The following is a 17,304-nucleotide window of genomic DNA, read 5'->3' as shown; positions in this document are numbered from 1 at the left end:
ATATTTCTTCATTCTCAATCTTTCGAAAATGAAGGATTTGGTTGTGAGTTCCTCTTATTTCTTGTTGTTGTCAAGGATTTTGAGGATGTATTTTTTTTCGGTTATTTAGGGGGCGAAAATACCATTTTCCTCTCATTAATAAAAAAGTATATGAAAAAAAGTGTGGAATAATTCAAATTCTAATCGTCCGCGTTGTTTTTTACTTCTACGAGTTCAATTTTTGTACTGGAAACTTCTAGAATTGTAAATATATAATCGTCAATTTCCACGGTTTCACCTTGGTCGGGAATTTCTTCGGTGTAGTTAACAATTAAACCTCCCAAAGTTTCATAATTTTCACTTTCTTCTAGGTTAAGGTTGTAATTTTCATTTATGTAATCTACCTCTAAACGCGCAGAAAATTTATAATGTCCGTTGCCAATTTCTTCTTCAATCAGGGCTATACTGTCGTGCTCGTCTTCTATATCGCCAAAGAGTTCTTCAATAATATCTTCTACCGTAATAATGCCGCTGGTTCCGCCATATTCATCTATAACCACGGCTATACTCTTTCTTTTTTTACTCAGGATGCCGAGCACGTCTTTAATGAGCATAGTTTCGGGGACAAAAACAACTGGCATTAAAACTTTTTTAATGTTGGCCGGCTTATTAAAGAGTTCAAAGGAATGCACATAGCCTAAAATATCGTCTATATTGTCTTTGTAAACTATTATTTTTGAAAGGCCGGTTTCGGTAAAAATTTTGGCGAGTTCCTTAGGAGTGGTGTTAATATCTACTGCTACAATTTCTGTTCGCGGAATCATGGCTTCGCGCGATTTTACTTCGGAAAAATCTAAAGCGTTTTGGAAAATTTGTATTTCCGAATCCATTTCGTCTTTGGTTTCGGCAATATCCATTTGTTCCGAAATGTAATTGCCCAATTCTAATTTGCTGAAGGTGAGTTGTACCGTATCGCCTTCAGATTTAAAAATTAATTTCAGTACTAGGTCTGAAATCCAAATTACAAATTCAGAAATTAACGAGAAGAGTACATAAAAAAAGTAGGCCGGTAACGCAAAAATTTTAACCAAACTATTGGCGTAAATTTGAAAGAACACTTTAGGCAAAAATTCTGCAGTCATTAAAATAATAAGAGTAGAAATTATGGTTTGCACAAAGAGCCCTCCGAAGCCAGCCAGTGGAATATACTGCATTAACAAATCGCCCATAAAAAAACCATAAACAACCAGCGCAATGTTATTACCAACCAACATTGTAGCAATAAATTTTGACGGGCGTCGGGTTATTTTTTTTAGAATACCCGCTAAAAAGGTGTTCTGTTTTTTCTCAATTTCTATATGGATTTTGTTGGAAGAAACGTAGGCAATCTCCATGCCCGAGAAAAAGGCGGAGAGAATGAGCATGGTGAGTATAATTAAAATACTGTAATCCAATTTTTAGGTTGTGGTTTTTTTAATTTTGAATACAGGGTTACGATTTGGTTTCTGAACCTATAAACTTAAATTGCTGCATTATTTTTTATTTCGTTCTTCCATTTTCTTTCTGAAATTTCGTTTGAAAAAAAACATAAAAATTGCTAGCACAACGAAGAATAAAAATAAATATGCTCTATTGGGCTGGGTGTTCCAGTTGTTTATTGTTTCATAAAGAAAAAATGCCGCAATTATTAAATATGCGTATTCAAAAAAACGATATACTTTATTTACCATCTATAGTTTTATTTTTATCTACTAATTGTACTCCTTGGTTCTTTCGGGATAGAAAGGTAGTAAAATCTTCACTGCTGTCAAACCCAACCGCGCCCTCATTGTACGAACCATCCTTAAATTTTATTTGATAGGGTTTATCGGTAAAAACCCATTTGTTTTTTTGGTCCCAGTAAAGTTGGTTCGCTTTTAACACTACGCTGTCTGCGGTAACAACTACTACATTCTGGCGTAAATCTACCAGGCCCGTTTCGTCAAACTGAATGGCATAATCTGCTGTTACAATATTTTTTTTGCCATCGTCGTCCCAAAATCTAACTTCAATTCCGTTGGGAAATTCTTTATACGGGAACTCTAAATTTGAAAAATCCAGTAACTTTTCAGCTAAAAGATTGGTAACCAGTTTTCCCGAATCGGTATATTTAAAATTTACGTTTTTGCCTTCGGCCACGGGAGCGCCGTCTGAAAGGCTCAGTTTTTTTACGTTTTGGTAATTGCTTTCACATGCAAAAAACGTGATAGCCAATACCAAGGCTATCACGCTTTTAAACATATTTAGTGGGGTGTACATTCCTATAAGTTAGGAACTTTTACGCTTCCACCAACCCAACAATTAAATTTAACTGTTTTTCCGGCCATACCTTCAGAGAAAATATCGCTTGGTTGTGGGGCGCGCCCTCTGTATGACGATGCCGCTGCTCTAGCATTTCCTGCAACAGAACCATCTACACGAGCTGCTTTATCCATCATGTCTGCTGCTAACCAGTACATAGCTCTTTTTTCGAAAACTGTGTTTCCGCAGTTGTTTGCGCTATCTGCGTACATAGCGCCTATTTTATAGTAAGCAATACCCGCAGATGGTTTTACCTCTAACATCTTGTTGTAATAATTTCTTGCAGTACCATAACTTCCTTTTTTGCGGTAGTTTTCTGCGATACTATAATAAATTCTGTATTTTTTTGAATTGTCTTTTTCAAGATCAGCTGCTTGGTTAAAGTATTCTAAAGCTTTAGATGCTTTCCCTTCAGCTTCGGCTTGCTTTCCTAATAAATAAGCAGAAGTAGAACTTGGCTCCAATTCGTGAAGACGCACTGCTAACTTGTTAGACAATGGCGTTTCACATTCCTTGGCATCCAATCTGTTACTTGCAGATTTTAACCAGTCTATATCGTTCTTTTTTTCTTCAAAATCTTTTTCGTAAAACGGAACTAGATTTTTACAATCTGCTAATTGACCCAATGTGCCATTAACACTGCTTTCAACAGTAGTATATACACCCAAGTTGTTTTCGTAAACGTCTTTTGCACGTTTTTCTTTGCTGGTAAGGGTGTTGCCTGCTTCCTCTTTATTCATTAAAATAGTGAATTTTGAAGCAAGGTTGTTTTTTTCAGCATCTATTTTATCTATTACTACGTCGTATAGATTAAAAATTTCCTGAAGTGTTTTCTCACCGTTGTTATAAAGTTCTACCGCTAATGAGAAATAGGTATAAAGACTTTTTCCGCTGGTGAAATCTTCAGGGTGTTTTTTAAACGCTTCGTCAAATGCGTTAAATTGCTCGAGCTTGGAGCCAATACCGTAATCGTATTTTATTTGCGCTATAGTAGAAAGTACATCTCCTTCTTTCGTTTTTTCCGGAAAATTCTCCAATCTCAATTTATATGCTTGGATTAAATCGGTTACTTTGCTTTTGTCTCCTTTTTCTTCAACAAAATATTCAAACATTTTAACGCCATATTGGTAGATGGCAAGATTGTAGTCTGGACATTCTTTTATTAGTTTTTCGTAATGTGGAAGCGCAGCCTCATAATTTTTTATTTTGGCAGGTTCGGTGAAATAGGATAACGAAATTGCACAATCGTCAGGAGCCTGGGCAAAAGATGATCCAGAAAAAGTGAGTAGTGCAATTGAGAATAATAAAAGGAATTTTGTTTTCATGGTATTTAAGTTATTGGTATTAATCATATAGTCTTTTTTCGAACCATCGGTCATTTAATGAGAAGCTTAAAAAGGTATTAAAGAAGTTTTCCTGAATTAAGCCATTATCTGTGGTTCCGCGTTTTCCAACTTCAAATCCTAGATTTACATTAGAGAATAGTCGTCCAACAGGTAAACCAACTCCAAAAGATATGCCAAACTCGTTAATGTCTTGCCCATTTACCTTTAAGCCGGTTTGCTCGTAACGTGCTCCGGCGCGATAAACCACTCGCTGAAAGTAGTTTCCAAATGAATTGTAATTTGGAATATAATAGCCTCCCAAACGAAATTTAGATGCGTCTTGGTAGGTTACGTTGTCTATGTTAAATGAGCGGTTTGTAAAATTACTAGTTTTCTGGTTAGTATATTCAGCACCCAATGCCCAATGTTTGGGTTTTCCTATTCCAGCTCCAATACTAAATTGCGATGGAAAGGTAAAATCGGTGTCGGCAACGGTTAGCTCCCGCTCATCTACCGTAAATATTCCTACTGGAGTAATTGAAACAGAGGCGATCCTTCTGTAATTTTCCGATGTAAAACTAGTGCCGGGGGTATAAGTTACCGAGCCCGTTAACTCTAAGCTTTCAGTAATCATTTTTTTATACAGAACGCCAAAATTAAAACTGAACCCTAAAATATCTGAACGGTTAAAACTACGAGTGCCATACTGAACATCATTTTTTTGGGTTATGGCTGTATTTTCAATTTTACCGAAATTATAATTTGCATCAACACCAAGGCTCAATTCCGGAATTATTTGATAGCCTAATGAAAGGTAAGCTTTATTTAATCCGCCGGTTCCGGAGTATTCTGTGCGTCCGTCGGCTACATCAGAATAAAAATCATAGCCTACTGAAGTATAAGGAATAACACCAAAGCCCATCCCGACCTTTCCCATCGGGATACCCATTGAAATATAATCTAAAGTGGTAGTAGAGGTATTCTGGCTGTTATCGTTGTTTTTCTGAGTAGAAACTTTATGACTTCCACCAACTGAAAAGTTAACCAAGCGCAAACCTGCGTACGAAGCCGGATTTTGAAGATTAACGTGAATACTATCTGAAAAAATCCCCAAACCACCCATGGATCTGCTCTCTGAAGTTCCGCGAAATTTCAAGGTTCCGATACCATAATAAGAATATGGAGAAGTGGTTCCTTCCTGGGCCACAATTACACCTGAAACAAGTATAAATAAACCGACTATTATTTGTCTAAACATCAATGATTGTTATATTCTAAAATGTGGTTCAAGCCCTCCATTAAAAAATTTGAGTTGGCAAAGATGTCATTTTTTATGCTATCACGCAAAAAATGTGCGTCTCCTCCTGTTAAAATAACTGTTAAATTCTCATAATTTTCTTTGTAGGCAGTAATAAATCCATCTATTTCAAACAGCATTCCGTTTACCACACCGGAGTGAATGGCGCTCACCGTGCTATTTCCCGTTATTAATTTAGTACTAGTTGCTTCCAATAACGGTAATTTTGCCGTGAACGTATGTAGCGACTTATAACGCATTGTAATTCCAGGTGAAATAACCCCTCCGAGATATTCGTTTTTGTCATTTAAAAAATCGTACGTTATGCAAGTTCCCGCATCAATAATTAGTACATTTTTTTCTTTGTGCTTATGCGCCGCGGCACTCACTAGTGCAATTCGGTCTATACCCAAGGTTTGCGGTGTGGTATAACTATTTTTAAAAGGAACCTCGGTTTCGTGATTTAAAATTAAAACTTTGTAAAGCTGTTTCAATTTTGAAAGTTGATGTTCTGAAAGATTGGAAACCGAAGAAACAATACTGCGTTTTATTGCGGGGAAACTTTCATAAATTTCTTCGAGCGTGGGTAAAAAGTCTGGTTTTATACAACTCTTTTTGTATTTAAGGCTTTCAGAATCAAACACTCCAAGCTTTACTAAGGTATTACCAACATCAATTACAAGATTCATTTTTTAAAATATGGCCATAAAAGTACAACTCACATTGTGAAGAAATTGTTAAGGCTCTATTAAATTGAAAGTGTAATTCTTATTTATTTTTTTAAATAATGTTTTGCAAAAACGAAAATAGCTTTATATTTGCCGTCTCAATAATGGTGCCTTAGCTCAGTTGGTAGAGCAACGGACTGAAAATCCGTGTGTCCCTAGTTCGATTCTTGGAGGCACCACATAATCCCCAGACGGTTTGTTTGGGGATTTTTTGTTTTAAGATGTGTTTCTAGTTCCCCCGAGGCTTCGGGGTTGGAGGCACCACATAATCCCCAGACGGTCTGTTTGGGGATTTTTTGTTTTTACGTTGTGTTTCTAGTTCCCCCGAGGCTTCGGGGTTGGAGGCACCACATAATCCCCAGACGGTCTGTTTGGGATTTTTTGTTTTTAAAGTATGCATTATCTTTATATTATACATTCTGATAGTCTTGATAAATACTACGTTGGCGAAACTCCTAACGTTGCAATTCGATTAGCGCAACACAATAATCACTATTTTAAGACAAATTTCACCAAGGCCGCTAATGATTGGAAATTTTTACTGAAATATTCATGTAAGTCAAGGGAAGAGGCTTTGTTCCTCGAAAAATTTATTAAGAAAATGAAGAGTAGGGTCTTTATCGAGAAGATTATCAATAATCCAGAAATTCTCAAGGATTTACTTAAAAGAAAATAGTCCCTAGTTCCCCCGAGGCTTCGGGGTTGGAGGCACCACATAATCCCCAGACGGTTTGTTTGGGGATTTTTTGTTTTTACGTTGTGTTTCTAGTTCCCCCGAGACTTCGGGGTTGGAGGCACCATTTAAAAACCCAAACTTTTATTTCGAGTTTTTTTAAATCGCGTTTGTACTCAGTTGTTTAGAGAATCATTTCTTCAAAAGGAAGAATAACATCAAACCCCTTTTTTCTAAAATACCCCATATCCTTTTCACTTCCAGTTACCAAAATAAAATCGCCGCCCCAAGCGCCCAAGCTCTTTATCGTGTGCGGATAATCATTAAAAAGGTGCTCTTTAATTGTGGGCAGTTTTATAATTTCTGAAATAATTCCCTCGTGGGCATTCATTAAATCTTCAAAGTCTGAAAGGGAAGGGCAGGTTAATAACGTATTGCTTATTTCCGAAATTTGCTGAATTGTATTTCGGTCAACTCTAGCATTTCTATAGTGTGAAATGCCTTCTTTACTGTCTTGTTTTTGATTTAAATGCACAAAAAACAGTGCATCTTTAAAATCCCAAGAAAGTTGAATTGTTTTAAATTTAGGATTTTCATTCTCCAATTCATATAAAATAGGGGCGTCACTTTGTGCGGCGGCAATGTCGTAACCACTTCCGCCGAAGCTGTTTTTTAAAAGTTTAAAAGGGTTCACATTTGCCCATTGTGCAATGTTATTTATAAGGGTTGAAGAAGTGCCCAAACCCCAATTTCGGGGAAAATCCAATTTGGTTTTGACTGTAATTCCTTCAGATTTTAAAAGAAAATCAGGATTTATATTTCGTGCTTCACGAAGTATTTTGGCCAAAGTACTTGCGGTTTCACTTTCTGCATCTTGGGTTTCAAAATTTTTTACATCGAAAAAACCTTCAAACCAAATAGCTCCTTTTTCAGTAAAACTTTGCCAATGGACTCCTTTTCTTTCTGAAACTTCAACTTCTAAAGATTGCCCGTATTTTGTAGGTATGGCCAAAGCCGTTGCGCCATCGAGAACCACATATTCGCCCGTGAGCAATAATTTTCCGTTGCTTTGGAATGTTTTTTTCAAAAGTTTAATTTCTATGGTTTTTTATTTGGATTTTGACGTGTGTCAAAAAAAGAAAACAAATAGATGGTATCTGTCTCAGTATCTACGAAGTAAAATAATGTAGTATATTTATGTATTACCGCTTTTCTGATAGATTTCTTTTCAGACACACTAAATAAATAAGGTTCCAAAGCTATTCTCTCCAGCATTTTATGGGATTCATCATAAAATTTTTGGGCGTTGCGTTCTGAAAATTCGGTAGAAATGTACAGTAGGATTTCGTAAAAGGTTTCTTCTGCATTTTCGGTCCAAATTAAATTCATTTCAAAAAAGGAAATTTGTTTTTTATACGTTGATTAACCTCTTGCGAAGTAAAGATTTTTCCTTCCTTATAATCTTGTCTGCCTTTTTCGATGGACGCTTTTGCTGTGTCGGGGAGTTCATCATACCAATCTCCATCAATACTTTCTTTTAGTTTACACATTTTTTCGATAGTTGCTTCATCTTTAAGGTGTAACAGCCACTCAATCAAATCCAATTTTTTTGCCTTAACATCCATGCTTATAAAATTACAACATTTTTTCAAATTAAATTCAAACAAACAAAGGCATCAACTTCTCAGCTTTTCCAAAAAATCTACCACCGCACTATGCGAAACAGGATTAGCAATAAAAAATTCCATGGCTATTTTCTTTTCCTCCTTCGTGGCGTGCAGTTGATTTAAAATATTCATCAAATGCATTTTCATATGTCCTTTTTGAATTCCCGTGGTAACCAACGAACGTATCGCGGCGAAGTTTTGGGCGAGTCCTGCCACTGCAAGAATTTTCATCAATTCCTTTGCATCGGGTTTTTGAAGGATTTCAAAAGCAAGTTTTGTTAAAGGATGAAGCGATGTTAAACCCCCAACGGTGCCCACTGCTAGCGGTAATTCTATCCAAAAAGTGAAAATGCCATCTTCTATTTTTGCGTGAGTTAAACTTCCGTAATAGCTATTTCGGGCGGCATACGCGTGCACACCGGCCTCCACGGCCCGAAAATCGTTTCCAGTAGCTAAAACTACTGCGTCCACGCCGTTCATTATTCCTTTATTGTGCGTAACGGCCCGTCGGGTTTCGGTTTTTGCGATTTCAATGGCGCGAACAAATTTTTCGGCAAACTGTTTTCCGTCGTGATGTTTTAGAGTAAGTTCGTCAACTCTGCAGCTCACTTGGGCTCGAACCAAACATTCGGGAACATAGTTAGAGAGAATACTCATAACTACTTCTGGATACATTTTTTCTTTTTGAAATTTTTCAAAACTTTTGGCTTCTTCTTCAAAAACAGTGGCCATTTGTTCCAAGCAGCTATTTATAAAATTGGCGCCCATGGCGTCAAGTGTTTCAAATGTAGCGTGTATGTGAAAATACCCTTCTAAAATGTGCGATTTATCTACCAGTGAAAGCTCTAAAAGCCCTCCGCCACGGGCCTTCATATTCTTTTCGATGGATTGAATGCTATTGCGAAGTTTTGGTTTTACTACTTCAAAAAATGCTTCAATATCCTTTTCGTTTCCAAAGAAGTTAAAGTGAATTTGCCCATTTTTTTCTGTTGAAATTACTTCTGCCTCAAATCCGCCGCGTTCCAACCAAAATTTGGCGGCATTACTGGCGGCAGCTACTACCGAACTTTCTTCGGTAACCATGGGTAAAGCATATAATTTTTGATTGATTAAAAAATTGGGCGCAATGCCAAAAGGTAAATAGTAATTGGAGAGTGTATTTTCAATAAAATCGTCGTGAAGTTGCTGAAGTTGTGCATCTTCGTTCCAATATTTTTTTAAAATATCAATGGCCGAAGGATTGTCTTGCAGATAATTACTTGCGAGCCAATCAATTTTTTCGGCTTTGGTTTTCTTTGAAAATCCAGAAACGGGTTGCTTCATTTAAATAGGTATAATTAAGTTGCAAAGATAGTATTTCGATGTGTCTTCGCTGGAATCAATTAAAAAAGAAAAGATTTTTAAGAACTAAACTCTGTTCTCAAAAATCTTTTCAATTCAACTTAAAACGAAAATCAATTTATTTTAAGTTTCTTTTTTTTGCGCATCCTTTGTAGGCATTGGTCTAACATTGAATTTTTTGCGTTTTGGACGCAATTTTCCATGCGAGCCTATATTAATCTTTCCGCGTTTTGTTTTTTTATCGCCTTTTCCCATTATAAAGTTTTTAATGCACTTCCTTTAGAAAGGAAATCCGTTATTTTTTATTTTGTTGCTTTTTAATGGTTTTCTTATCAATATCAAATTCATTGGTCTTTTGATTCGTGTTACCTGTAGGGTTAGTAGGGTTTTTTTGTTCTGTCTTTCTTTCAAATTTCTTTTCCATAATCTTGTCTTTTAATTTAAATAGATTACCAAACTACAGATTATATATCATAAAATGTGCTAAATGCTTGCTAAAAATTGGTTAAACCTCTCTAATTGAACCTACAAAGTTAGAGATGCCTTCCAATCCTTTTTCGGACAGCATTTTTATAAAGGCACTGCCAATAATTGCTCCTGTTGAATATTTTGTTGCCTGTTGAAAGGTTTCTGAATTGTTTATTCCGAACCCTACAATCTGTGGATTTTTAAGTTGTAGTAATTCAATTCTTTTAAAATAATTTTCCTGCGCAGCTCCAAAACCGGAAGAATTGCCCGTAACGCTGGCGCTGCTCACCATATAAATAAAACCTTCGGAAGCGGCATCTATTTGTTTAATACGCGCTTCGGAAGTTTGGGGTGTGATTAAAAATATGTTCAAAAGCCCATGTTTTTTGAAGATTTCGGCATAGTGTTCTTGATATTCTGCCAAAGGTAAATCGGGCAGAATTAAGCCGTCAATACCGATTTCGGCACATTTTTTACAGAAATTTTCAACGCCAAATTGAAGCAGGGGATTAAAATACCCCATAATAATTAATGGAATTGTAACTGTTTTGCGAATGTCCTTCAGTTGCTGAAAAAGCACTTGGGTGGTCATTCCATTTTTTAATGCAAGCTGCGAACTCACTTGAATGGTGGGTCCGTCGGCCAAAGGGTCGCTGAAAGGTAATCCGATTTCAATAAAATCTACGCTGGATTTTTCCAATTCTTGTATTATTTCAACCGTGTCATCCAATTGTGGATAACCTGCGGTGAAATAAATAGAAAGCAGTTTTTTGTTTTCTGAAAGTTTTTGTTGAATTCTGTTCATATTATTGTTTTTTGTCTGTTCGAGTCCTTCTAGTCTGCTCAGGTAAAACTAAAGTCGAGAACTAAATGTCCATTTGCACAAAAGTGGGTCTCAATTGCGCTCCACCGGACAACGATTTTATAGATCAAAATGCTTAATGTAAGTATCCAAATCTTTATCGCCACGGCCGCTTAAATTCACGACCACCACATCGTCTTTTTCAAATTTTCGGGTTTTAAAAATTGCCAATGCATGACTACTTTCAATGGCGGGAATAATGCCTTCCAATTTGCAAAGTTCCATTCCGGCCTCCATCGCTTTGTTATCTGTTATGGAAATAAACTCGCCGCGGCCGCTAGCAAAAAGATGGGCGTGCATGGGGCCTACACCGGGATAGTCCAAACCAGCCGAGATAGAGTATGGCTCTGTAATTTGTCCGTCCGGTGTTTGCATTAAAAGCGTTTTGCTCCCGTGGATAATCCCCACTTTTCCCAAAGCTGAAGTTGCCGCGCTTTCGCCACTATCAATTCCTTTTCCGGCTGCTTCTACAGCGATGATTCCTACTTCAGGTTTGTTTAAATAATGATAAAATGCTCCTGCGGCATTACTGCCACCACCCACACAAGCCACTACAAAATCTGGGTTTTCACGGCTTTCTTTTTCGTTGAGTTGAGTTTTTATTTCCTCTGAAATCACACTTTGAAAACGGGCTACCATATCAGGATATGGGTGCGGGCCAACAACACTACCTATAATATAATGTGTATTAACCGGATTGTTGATCCAATCTCGAATTGCTTCATTGGTGGCGTCTTTCAAAGTTTTGCTTCCACTTGTGGCTGGTACAACTTTTGCGCCCAGCATTTTCATACGGGCCACGTTTGGCGCTTGACGTTTTATATCGATTTCACCCATAAAAACAATACATTCCAAGCCCATTAAAGCACAAACTGTTGCGGTCGCAACGCCGTGCTGCCCGGCGCCGGTTTCGGCAATAATCCGGGTTTTGCCCAATCGTTTTGCCATCAAAATCTGGCCAATAGTGTTGTTTACTTTGTGCGCTCCCGTGTGGCAGAGATCTTCGCGTTTTAAATAGATTTTTGTGTTGTATTTTTCTGAAAGCCGCTTTGCAAAATACAACGGTGTAGGGCGCCCCACGTAGTCTTTCAGCAATTGGTGGAATTCTTTTTGAAAGGATTCCTCACCCATTACCTTTAAATACTTTTGTCGTAATTCCTCCACATTTGGATACAGCATTTCGGGAATATACGCTCCACCAAACTCCCCGTAATAGCCTTTTTCGTTTACATTATAATTCATATTTTCAGTATTCAATATTCAGTATTCATCGCTTTTTTTAGTCGTAGTTCGTGGTTTCCTCAGTCGTGGTTTAAAACGTCCATGAACTTCTTTAAAGTTGAAACGTCCTTCATTCCTGGCTCGATTTCAAATTTGCTATTTACGTCAATCGCATAAATTGGCAGGTTTGTTTTTAATAGTTTTTTTAAATTTTCAATTTCTTCCAAACCTATGCCGCCACTTAAAATGAAGGGTGTTTTATATTTGTAATTTTTCAAAATCTCCCAATTAAAAGTTTTTCCATTGCCACCGTGATTATGACCTTTTGTATCGAATAAAAAAGCATCTACTTTTTTTACAAAATCACGTGTGCTGGAAAAATCGAAAGAATCGTCAACGGGAAAGACTTTCCAAACTTCATATCCATCCCAAAACTTTAACCGCAAATACATATTTAGGGTTAGCACAAATTCCTTTGTTTCATTGCCATGAAGTTGAATAACATCCAAATTGTATTTTTCAAAAGTTGTGAGAATTTCATCTATTGTAGCATCCACGAAAACGCCAACCTTTTTAACGCCTTCGGGAAGCTGTGGAATTTCTTCACCATCAAAATACCGCGGACTCTTTTCATAAAAAATAAAACCCAAATAATCTGGCTGAAGTTTGGCAACTTCGGCGATGTTGTGTTTCATTCCACAAATTTTTAGCAATGGCTTCATCTCAGTTTTTCAATAAATTGTTTTGCGGTTTCTCCGGGATTTTCCGTCTTCATAAAATTTTCACCAATTAAAAACCCTTCGTAACCAAAGGTTCTCAATTCTTTTATAGTTTCCACATCGCTAATTCCGCTTTCGGAAATTTTCACAAAATCATTCGGAATTTCTTTGGAAAGCTTTTTACTGGTAGCTATATTCACCTTAAAATTTTTTAAATTTCTGTTGTTAACGCCAATCATATCTACATTTGGCAACATTGATTTTTGAAGCTCCTCTAGATTATGGACTTCTAATAATACATCCAGTTTTAAACTTTTTGCCAAATGCGAAAACTGTTTTAATTCTTCTGCCGAAAGACACGCCGCAATTAATAAAATGGCATCTGCGCCGTATGCTTTCGATTCGTAAATTTGATAGGGGTCAATGATGAATTCTTTCCGTAGTATTGGGATGGAAATCGTTTTTTCTGCTACCAAAAGATCATCTAATGAGCCACCAAAAAAGTTAGAATCGGTTAAAACTGAAACTCCTTTAGCCCCAGCATTTTCATAACCTAAAACTACTTCGGGCAACAGTACCTTGTCGTTAATGACAGATTTACTGGGCGAGCGGCGTTTGTGCTCTGCAATAATTCCGGTTGTAGAATTGCGTAACGCCTCTGCTAATGATTTTGTTTCTTTGGCGAAAAGTGGAAATTTCTCCAATAATCTTGTAGGAATAGCTTCTTTTTTTGCGGAAACTTCCTTGCGTTTATAAGCAGTTATGGTATTTAAAATGTTCATTTTTCGTTAATCGTTAATCGTTAATCGTTAATCGTTAATCGTTAATTCGTGATTCGTCGCTCGTCGCTCGTCGCTCGTCGCTCGTCGCTCCCAATTCATCTTTCCGATAGTTGTTGTAATTTTTTAAATGATTGCAATGCTTTTCTAGCTTGTAAAGATTCCGTCGCTTTTTCAAAACCTTCTTTAACAGTGCAATCTTCAACTACTGAAATGGCCATTCCAGCATTTGCGCAAACCACGTTATTTTGTGCTTCGGTGCCTTTTCCGTTTAAAATATCCAAAAATATTTCGGCGGAAGCTTTTACCGTTTCACCACCGAATATTTCAGATTCGCGAATTTTTTTCACGCCAAATTCCTCGGCATTCAACATGTTTTCTGAATTTTTCGAAATAACCTTTACGGGGCCCGTAAGTGAAATTTCATCATAACCGTCCGTTGCGTTCAGCACTGCGAATTTTTTTTCACTTTTTTGATAGAGATACCCGTACATCCGCGCCAATTCCAAATTGAAAACCCCCACCAATTGATTGTTTGGAAATGCAGGATTTACCATTGGTCCGAGCATATTGAAAAAGGTTTTTACACCCAATTCCCTTCTAATTGGCGCTACATTTTTCATTGCAGGGTGAAAGAGGGGAGCGTGCAAAACACAAATTCCGGCCTCGTCCAAACTTCGTTTTAAAAAGTCTTTTTTATTACTGAATTTTATTCCCAATGCTTCCATCACATTGCTACTGCCGCTTACGGAAGAAACTCCGTAATTGCCATGCTTGGCGACTTTTATTCCAGCGCCCGCCGTAACAAACGATGCCAAAGTTGAAATATTAAAAGTATTCTTTCCATCGCCGCCTGTGCCGCATAAATCTATAGTGTTGTATTCGCTAAAATCTACCGCCAAACACAGGTCTAATAATGCATCGCGGAATCCTTCCAATTCTTCCAAACTCACGTTTCGCATCATATATACTGTCAAAAATGCGGCAATTTGACTTTGGTTGTATTTTCCTTCGGAAATGTTTACCAACACAGTACGCGCTTCTTCTTTTGAAAGTTGCTCGTGGTTTATTAATCTGTTTAGAATTTGTTTCATTTTTTTCCTCGCAAAGGCGCAAAGGCACCAAGTTTTTACTGAATACTACTACTGAACACTGAACACTACTTTTTCAGCTTTCTACCCAATTTTTAACGATCATTTTTCCCATTGGTGTCAATACACTTTCGGGATGAAATTGCACGCCGCATACGTTGTAAAATTTATGTCTGAGCGACATTATCTGTCCGTTTTCATCTACGGAGGTAATTTCCAAAACCTCCGGAAAATCTTCTTTGGAAACCACCCAACTGTGGTAACGACCTATTTCAAAATCTTTTTCAATTCCCTTAAAAAGCGGTTCGTTTTCTGAAATTATTGTTGCTTTTGTTGCAACACCGTGAAAAACTTGGCTCAAGTTTTCCAATTTCCCGCCGAACACTTCCCCGATTGCTTGTTGCCCCAAACACACGCCGAAAATTGGTTTTGAGGTTGCGTATTTTTGAATCACTTCCTTCAGTAAACCTGCTTCATCCGGAATACCCGGACCGGGGGAAAGCAAAATTTTATCGTAATTTTCAACTTCTTCCAAAGTGAATTTATCGTTTCGTTTTACAGTAACCTCGCAATCCAATTCTTCTAAATAATGGACGAGATTGTAAACAAAACTGTCATAATTGTCTATTACTAATATTTTCATCCCCATCCCCAGCCCTTCCCCAAAGGGAAAGGGAGCTTGTTTTGGTTTTTTATTTAACATTTTACTTTTCATTTATATTGGGTTTAAATTTCCCCTTCGGGGGTTAGGGGGCTATTTTCTCTGCTAATTCAAGGGCTTTCGTTAAAGCACCGAGTTTGTTATAAACTTCCTGTAATTCGTTTTCTTCATTGCTTTCTGAAACTACACCAGCGCCCGCTTGATAATGCAATGTATGGTTTTTGCTCACAAAGGAACGGATGATTATTGCGTGGTTAAAATTACCGCTAAAGTCCATAAAACCGATAGCGCCGCCGTAAAATTCGCGACTTCTGTTTTCGTATTTTTCCAGCAATTGCAGGGCTTTGTGTTTGGGGGCGCCGCTTAAAGTTCCTGCTGGAAAAGTGTCTGCAACAATCTGCATAGTTGAAGTTTCAGGATTTTTTGTTGCCGTAACTTTGCTGACCAAATGAATAACGTGCGAAAAAAATTGAACCTCGCGATAGGTTTCTACTTTTACATTTGTTCCGTGGCGGCTTAAATCGTTTCGCGCCAGATCTACGAGCATTACGTGTTCGCTGTTTTCCTTTTTGTCCTCAGAAAGTTTTTTGGCGAGCTCGGCATCCTGCTCATCGTTCCCAGTGCGTTTGAAGGTGCCTGCGATTGGATGAATTTCTGCTGTATTTCCTTTTACGACCAATTGTGCTTCGGGCGAACTTCCAAAGATTTTAAAATTTCCGTAGTCGAAATAAAAAAGATAGGGGGAAGGGTTTACACTTCGCAAAGCTCTGTAAACATTGAATTCATCGCCTGTAAATTGCTGCGAAAAACGTTTGCTGGGCACAATTTGAAATACATCGCCGCGTTGGCAATGCTCCTTACATTTTCGCACTAAATCTTTAAAATCTTCATCGTTGAGATTTGTATTTCGCGGACCATTTCTTTTAAAAGGAAACTCGGCAAAATTCTTCGACTTTAAAATCTGTTCAATCTGCGCAATGTTATTTTCGGAATTGTAACAATGTGCAAAAATGTAGGCTTCGTTATTAAAATGGTTTATCGCAATGATGTTTTGGTAAACGGCGTAATACAGATCTGGCATTCCGAGATTTTCTTCTTTTTTTGAAAGCGAAATATCCTCAAAATAGCGTACGGCATCAAAGGCCATAAAGCCGAAAAGACCAGCTCCCCCTCGATCCCCTCGAAGAGGGGAAGGCTCAACATATTTTATTGAAAAAGAGGAGGCAAATTCGTCTAAAATTTTTGGAACAGTATCCCCTCGGTCCCCCTTGTCTCCCTCTGCCCGTTGGGCATCTCCCCCCATGGGGGAGACAGCTATGCAGGTTGATTTTCCATCCGGAAATTTTTGTGTTATGGTTTCATTTTCAACTTTAATTGATGCGATTGGATTGAAACAGATATAGCTAAAACTATTGTCGTTGGCGTGGTAATCGCTACTTTCCAAAAGTAGGCTGTTCGGGAATTTATCGCGTAACCGTAAATACACCGAAACCGGCGTGAGGGTGTCTGCCAATAGTTTTTTTGAATGTGTTTTTAAGTTATATTTCATTTTTAGAATACTATATTTTGAGAATTGTCGGCTGTTGCGGGCATGAAAAAAGGCTTGTCGTGATTGACAAGCCTTTTCGTATATTTTTATACCATAGGTGTTCCGCTCACGAGATTTGCCGTAAGTTTTTCCACCACCAAATATTTTGTGTAAATGTGTTCATTGTTTCGGGTTCAAATATAAAAAGGTTTTTCTTGAAATTTCACAATATGATAATAATTTTTTGAAATTAAGTTTCGCTTCATATTTGATTCCTTATTTTTGCTAAAAAATTTAAAATATGGCAGATTTAACTCAAGAACAATGGTGCGAGCAGTGCGAAAATGACGAAAACGCAGTAATTTTGGATGTGCGTACCGATGCCGAATTTGAGGAAGGTTACATTCCGGGGGCATTGCAATTGGATATTCATAATAGTGCTGAATTTATAAAAAAGATTAAAGAATTAGACCCCAACAAAAGCTACTACGTTTACTGCCGTTCGGGTGGTAGAAGCGGACAAGCTTGCATGTTGCTGAATTCTGTTGGCGTAAAAAATGCCTATAATCTCAAGGGCGGAATTATGGAGTGGAATGGTGAAATAAATAATTAAATCTGAGTATAT

At 37.5% G+C, this 17,304-nt stretch carries 20 protein-coding genes and 1 tRNA gene; 3 read left to right on the top strand and 18 right to left on the bottom strand.

The window, feature by feature from the left end; genetic code table 11:
* Positions 1-179: 179 nt before the first annotated feature.
* The 5 genes from VZD24_RS05105 to VZD24_RS05085 all read right to left on the bottom strand — a co-directional run bounded on the left by VZD24_RS05105 (position 180) and on the right by VZD24_RS05085 (position 5,630).
* Positions 180-1,433, bottom strand: coding sequence for a hemolysin family protein (locus VZD24_RS05105; RefSeq protein WP_279449099.1), 1,254 nt, complete (start codon positions 1,431-1,433; stop codon positions 180-182).
* Positions 1,434-1,698: 265 nt separating this feature from the next.
* Positions 1,699-2,277, bottom strand: a complete 579-nt coding sequence (gene lptC, locus VZD24_RS05100; RefSeq protein ID WP_279449097.1) for an LPS export ABC transporter periplasmic protein LptC — start codon at positions 2,275-2,277, stop codon at positions 1,699-1,701.
* A 2-nt stretch (positions 2,278-2,279) separates the two neighbouring features.
* The gene (locus VZD24_RS05095) at positions 2,280-3,644 is read right to left on the bottom strand and encodes a tetratricopeptide repeat protein (protein ID WP_279449096.1); all 1,365 of its coding nucleotides are present in this window, start codon (positions 3,642-3,644) and stop codon (positions 2,280-2,282) included.
* Between the two features lie 19 nt (positions 3,645-3,663).
* Positions 3,664-4,902 (bottom strand): BamG family beta-barrel-assembly machinery protein, encoded by a 1,239-nt coding sequence (gene bamG, locus VZD24_RS05090; protein WP_342687166.1) that lies wholly within the window; start codon positions 4,900-4,902, stop codon positions 3,664-3,666.
* Positions 4,902-5,630 carry a type III pantothenate kinase gene (locus tag VZD24_RS05085; RefSeq protein WP_342687167.1) on the bottom strand — a complete coding sequence of 243 codons (729 nt, stop codon included), beginning with the start codon at positions 5,628-5,630 and terminating at the stop codon, positions 4,902-4,904. Before VZD24_RS05085 ends, bamG begins: the two co-directional genes overlap by 1 nt.
* A 145-nt stretch (positions 5,631-5,775) precedes the next feature.
* Here VZD24_RS05085 and VZD24_RS05080 point away from each other — a divergent pair.
* Positions 5,776-5,848, top strand: a tRNA-Phe gene (locus tag VZD24_RS05080).
* A gap of 215 nt (positions 5,849-6,063) precedes the next feature.
* The gene (locus VZD24_RS05075) at positions 6,064-6,345 is read left to right on the top strand and encodes a GIY-YIG nuclease family protein (RefSeq protein ID WP_342687168.1); all 282 of its coding nucleotides are present in this window, start codon (positions 6,064-6,066) and stop codon (positions 6,343-6,345) included.
* A 181-nt stretch (positions 6,346-6,526) separates the two neighbouring features.
* Here the strand turns inward: VZD24_RS05075 and VZD24_RS05070 are convergent, their stop codons facing one another.
* The 13 genes from VZD24_RS05070 to VZD24_RS05010 form a co-directional block, all read right to left on the bottom strand.
* Positions 6,527-7,429: a GYDIA family GHMP kinase gene (locus VZD24_RS05070; RefSeq protein ID WP_342687169.1), complete on the bottom strand. Its 903-nt coding sequence runs from the start codon at positions 7,427-7,429 to the stop codon at positions 6,527-6,529.
* A gap of 11 nt (positions 7,430-7,440) precedes the next feature.
* Positions 7,441-7,731: a type II toxin-antitoxin system RelE/ParE family toxin gene (locus VZD24_RS05065; protein WP_279449092.1), complete on the bottom strand. Its 291-nt coding sequence runs from the start codon at positions 7,729-7,731 to the stop codon at positions 7,441-7,443.
* Positions 7,728-7,967, bottom strand: coding sequence for a hypothetical protein (locus tag VZD24_RS05060; protein WP_279449091.1), 240 nt, complete (start codon positions 7,965-7,967; stop codon positions 7,728-7,730). The genes VZD24_RS05065 and VZD24_RS05060 overlap by 4 nt, the downstream gene beginning before the upstream one ends.
* A gap of 51 nt (positions 7,968-8,018) precedes the next feature.
* The gene (locus VZD24_RS05055; RefSeq protein ID WP_342687170.1) at positions 8,019-9,332 is read right to left on the bottom strand and encodes a hydroxymethylglutaryl-CoA reductase, degradative; all 1,314 of its coding nucleotides are present in this window, start codon (positions 9,330-9,332) and stop codon (positions 8,019-8,021) included.
* Between the two features lie 141 nt (positions 9,333-9,473).
* Positions 9,474-9,605 (bottom strand): 30S ribosomal protein THX, encoded by a 132-nt coding sequence (locus VZD24_RS05050; protein WP_342687171.1) that lies wholly within the window; start codon positions 9,603-9,605, stop codon positions 9,474-9,476.
* Between the two features lie 40 nt (positions 9,606-9,645).
* Positions 9,646-9,774, bottom strand: a complete 129-nt coding sequence (locus VZD24_RS05045; protein ID WP_342687172.1) for a hypothetical protein — start codon at positions 9,772-9,774, stop codon at positions 9,646-9,648.
* A gap of 81 nt (positions 9,775-9,855) precedes the next feature.
* A complete protein-coding gene (gene trpA, locus VZD24_RS05040) occupies positions 9,856-10,623 on the bottom strand; it encodes a tryptophan synthase subunit alpha (protein WP_342687173.1) in 768 nt (255 codons plus the stop codon).
* Positions 10,624-10,740: 117 nt separating this feature from the next.
* On the bottom strand, positions 10,741-11,922 hold the full coding sequence (gene trpB, locus VZD24_RS05035; RefSeq protein WP_342687174.1) for a tryptophan synthase subunit beta: 1,182 nt from the start codon (positions 11,920-11,922) through the stop codon (positions 10,741-10,743).
* 59 nt (positions 11,923-11,981) lie between these two features.
* Positions 11,982-12,596 carry a phosphoribosylanthranilate isomerase gene (locus VZD24_RS05030; protein ID WP_342687175.1) on the bottom strand — a complete coding sequence of 205 codons (615 nt, stop codon included), beginning with the start codon at positions 12,594-12,596 and terminating at the stop codon, positions 11,982-11,984.
* Between the two features lie 23 nt (positions 12,597-12,619).
* Complete coding sequence (trpC, locus tag VZD24_RS05025) at positions 12,620-13,402, bottom strand: indole-3-glycerol phosphate synthase TrpC (protein WP_342687176.1); 783 nt, start codon at positions 13,400-13,402, stop codon at positions 12,620-12,622.
* A gap of 95 nt (positions 13,403-13,497) precedes the next feature.
* Entirely contained in the window at positions 13,498-14,493 is a 996-nt protein-coding gene (gene trpD / locus VZD24_RS05020; protein ID WP_342687177.1) for an anthranilate phosphoribosyltransferase, read from the bottom strand.
* Positions 14,494-14,566: 73 nt separating this feature from the next.
* A complete protein-coding gene (locus VZD24_RS05015; RefSeq protein ID WP_279450219.1) occupies positions 14,567-15,133 on the bottom strand; it encodes an anthranilate synthase component II in 567 nt (188 codons plus the stop codon).
* Positions 15,134-15,236: 103 nt separating this feature from the next.
* A complete protein-coding gene (locus VZD24_RS05010; RefSeq protein WP_342687178.1) occupies positions 15,237-16,700 on the bottom strand; it encodes an anthranilate synthase component I family protein in 1,464 nt (487 codons plus the stop codon).
* Between the two features lie 280 nt (positions 16,701-16,980).
* On the opposite strand from VZD24_RS05010, the gene VZD24_RS05005 reads away from it, so the two are divergent.
* Positions 16,981-17,292 carry a rhodanese-like domain-containing protein gene (locus tag VZD24_RS05005; protein WP_279449081.1) on the top strand — a complete coding sequence of 104 codons (312 nt, stop codon included), beginning with the start codon at positions 16,981-16,983 and terminating at the stop codon, positions 17,290-17,292.
* The last annotated feature ends 12 nt before the right edge of the window (positions 17,293-17,304 follow it).

It is taken from the genome of Aequorivita flava, from assembly GCF_038742595.1.
GTDB classification, from domain to species: Bacteria; Bacteroidota; Bacteroidia; order Flavobacteriales; family Flavobacteriaceae; genus Aequorivita; species Aequorivita marisscotiae.
The sequence above is the reverse complement of the archived record's forward strand: the minus strand, read 5'-3'. Positions and strand labels throughout refer to the sequence as shown.

Bases quoted from the DNA above. Each gene is read 5' to 3' on its own strand.
- VZD24_RS05050 (WP_342687171.1), bottom strand. From the start codon at position 9,605: ATGGGAAAAGGCGATAAAAAAACAAAACGCGGAAAGATTAATATAGGC.
- VZD24_RS05085 (WP_342687167.1), bottom strand. From the start codon at position 5,630: ATGAATCTTGTAATTGATGTTGGTAATACCTTAGTAAAGCTTGGAGTG.
- trpB (WP_342687174.1), bottom strand. From the start codon at position 11,922: ATGAATTATAATGTAAACGAAAAAGGCTATTACGGGGAGTTTGGTGGA.
- VZD24_RS05010 (WP_342687178.1), bottom strand. From the start codon at position 16,700: ATGAAATATAACTTAAAAACACATTCAAAAAAACTATTGGCAGACACC.
- trpC (WP_342687176.1), bottom strand. From the start codon at position 13,402: ATGAACATTTTAAATACCATAACTGCTTATAAACGCAAGGAAGTTTCC.
- VZD24_RS05055 (WP_342687170.1), bottom strand. From the start codon at position 9,332: ATGAAGCAACCCGTTTCTGGATTTTCAAAGAAAACCAAAGCCGAAAAA.
- VZD24_RS05095 (WP_279449096.1), bottom strand. From the start codon at position 3,644: ATGAAAACAAAATTCCTTTTATTATTCTCAATTGCACTACTCACTTTT.
- VZD24_RS05065 (WP_279449092.1), bottom strand. From the start codon at position 7,731: ATGAATTTAATTTGGACCGAAAATGCAGAAGAAACCTTTTACGAAATC.
- trpD (WP_342687177.1), bottom strand. From the start codon at position 14,493: ATGAAACAAATTCTAAACAGATTAATAAACCACGAGCAACTTTCAAAA.
- VZD24_RS05060 (WP_279449091.1), bottom strand. From the start codon at position 7,967: ATGGATGTTAAGGCAAAAAAATTGGATTTGATTGAGTGGCTGTTACAC.
- trpA (WP_342687173.1), bottom strand. From the start codon at position 10,623: ATGAACAGAATTCAACAAAAACTTTCAGAAAACAAAAAACTGCTTTCT.
- VZD24_RS05045 (WP_342687172.1), bottom strand. From the start codon at position 9,774: ATGGAAAAGAAATTTGAAAGAAAGACAGAACAAAAAAACCCTACTAAC.
- VZD24_RS05005 (WP_279449081.1), top strand. From the start codon at position 16,981: ATGGCAGATTTAACTCAAGAACAATGGTGCGAGCAGTGCGAAAATGAC.
- lptC (WP_279449097.1), bottom strand. From the start codon at position 2,277: ATGTACACCCCACTAAATATGTTTAAAAGCGTGATAGCCTTGGTATTG.
- VZD24_RS05015 (WP_279450219.1), bottom strand. From the start codon at position 15,133: ATGAAAATATTAGTAATAGACAATTATGACAGTTTTGTTTACAATCTC.
- VZD24_RS05075 (WP_342687168.1), top strand. From the start codon at position 6,064: ATGCATTATCTTTATATTATACATTCTGATAGTCTTGATAAATACTAC.
- bamG (WP_342687166.1), bottom strand. From the start codon at position 4,902: ATGTTTAGACAAATAATAGTCGGTTTATTTATACTTGTTTCAGGTGTA.
- VZD24_RS05030 (WP_342687175.1), bottom strand. From the start codon at position 12,596: ATGAAACACAACATCGCCGAAGTTGCCAAACTTCAGCCAGATTATTTG.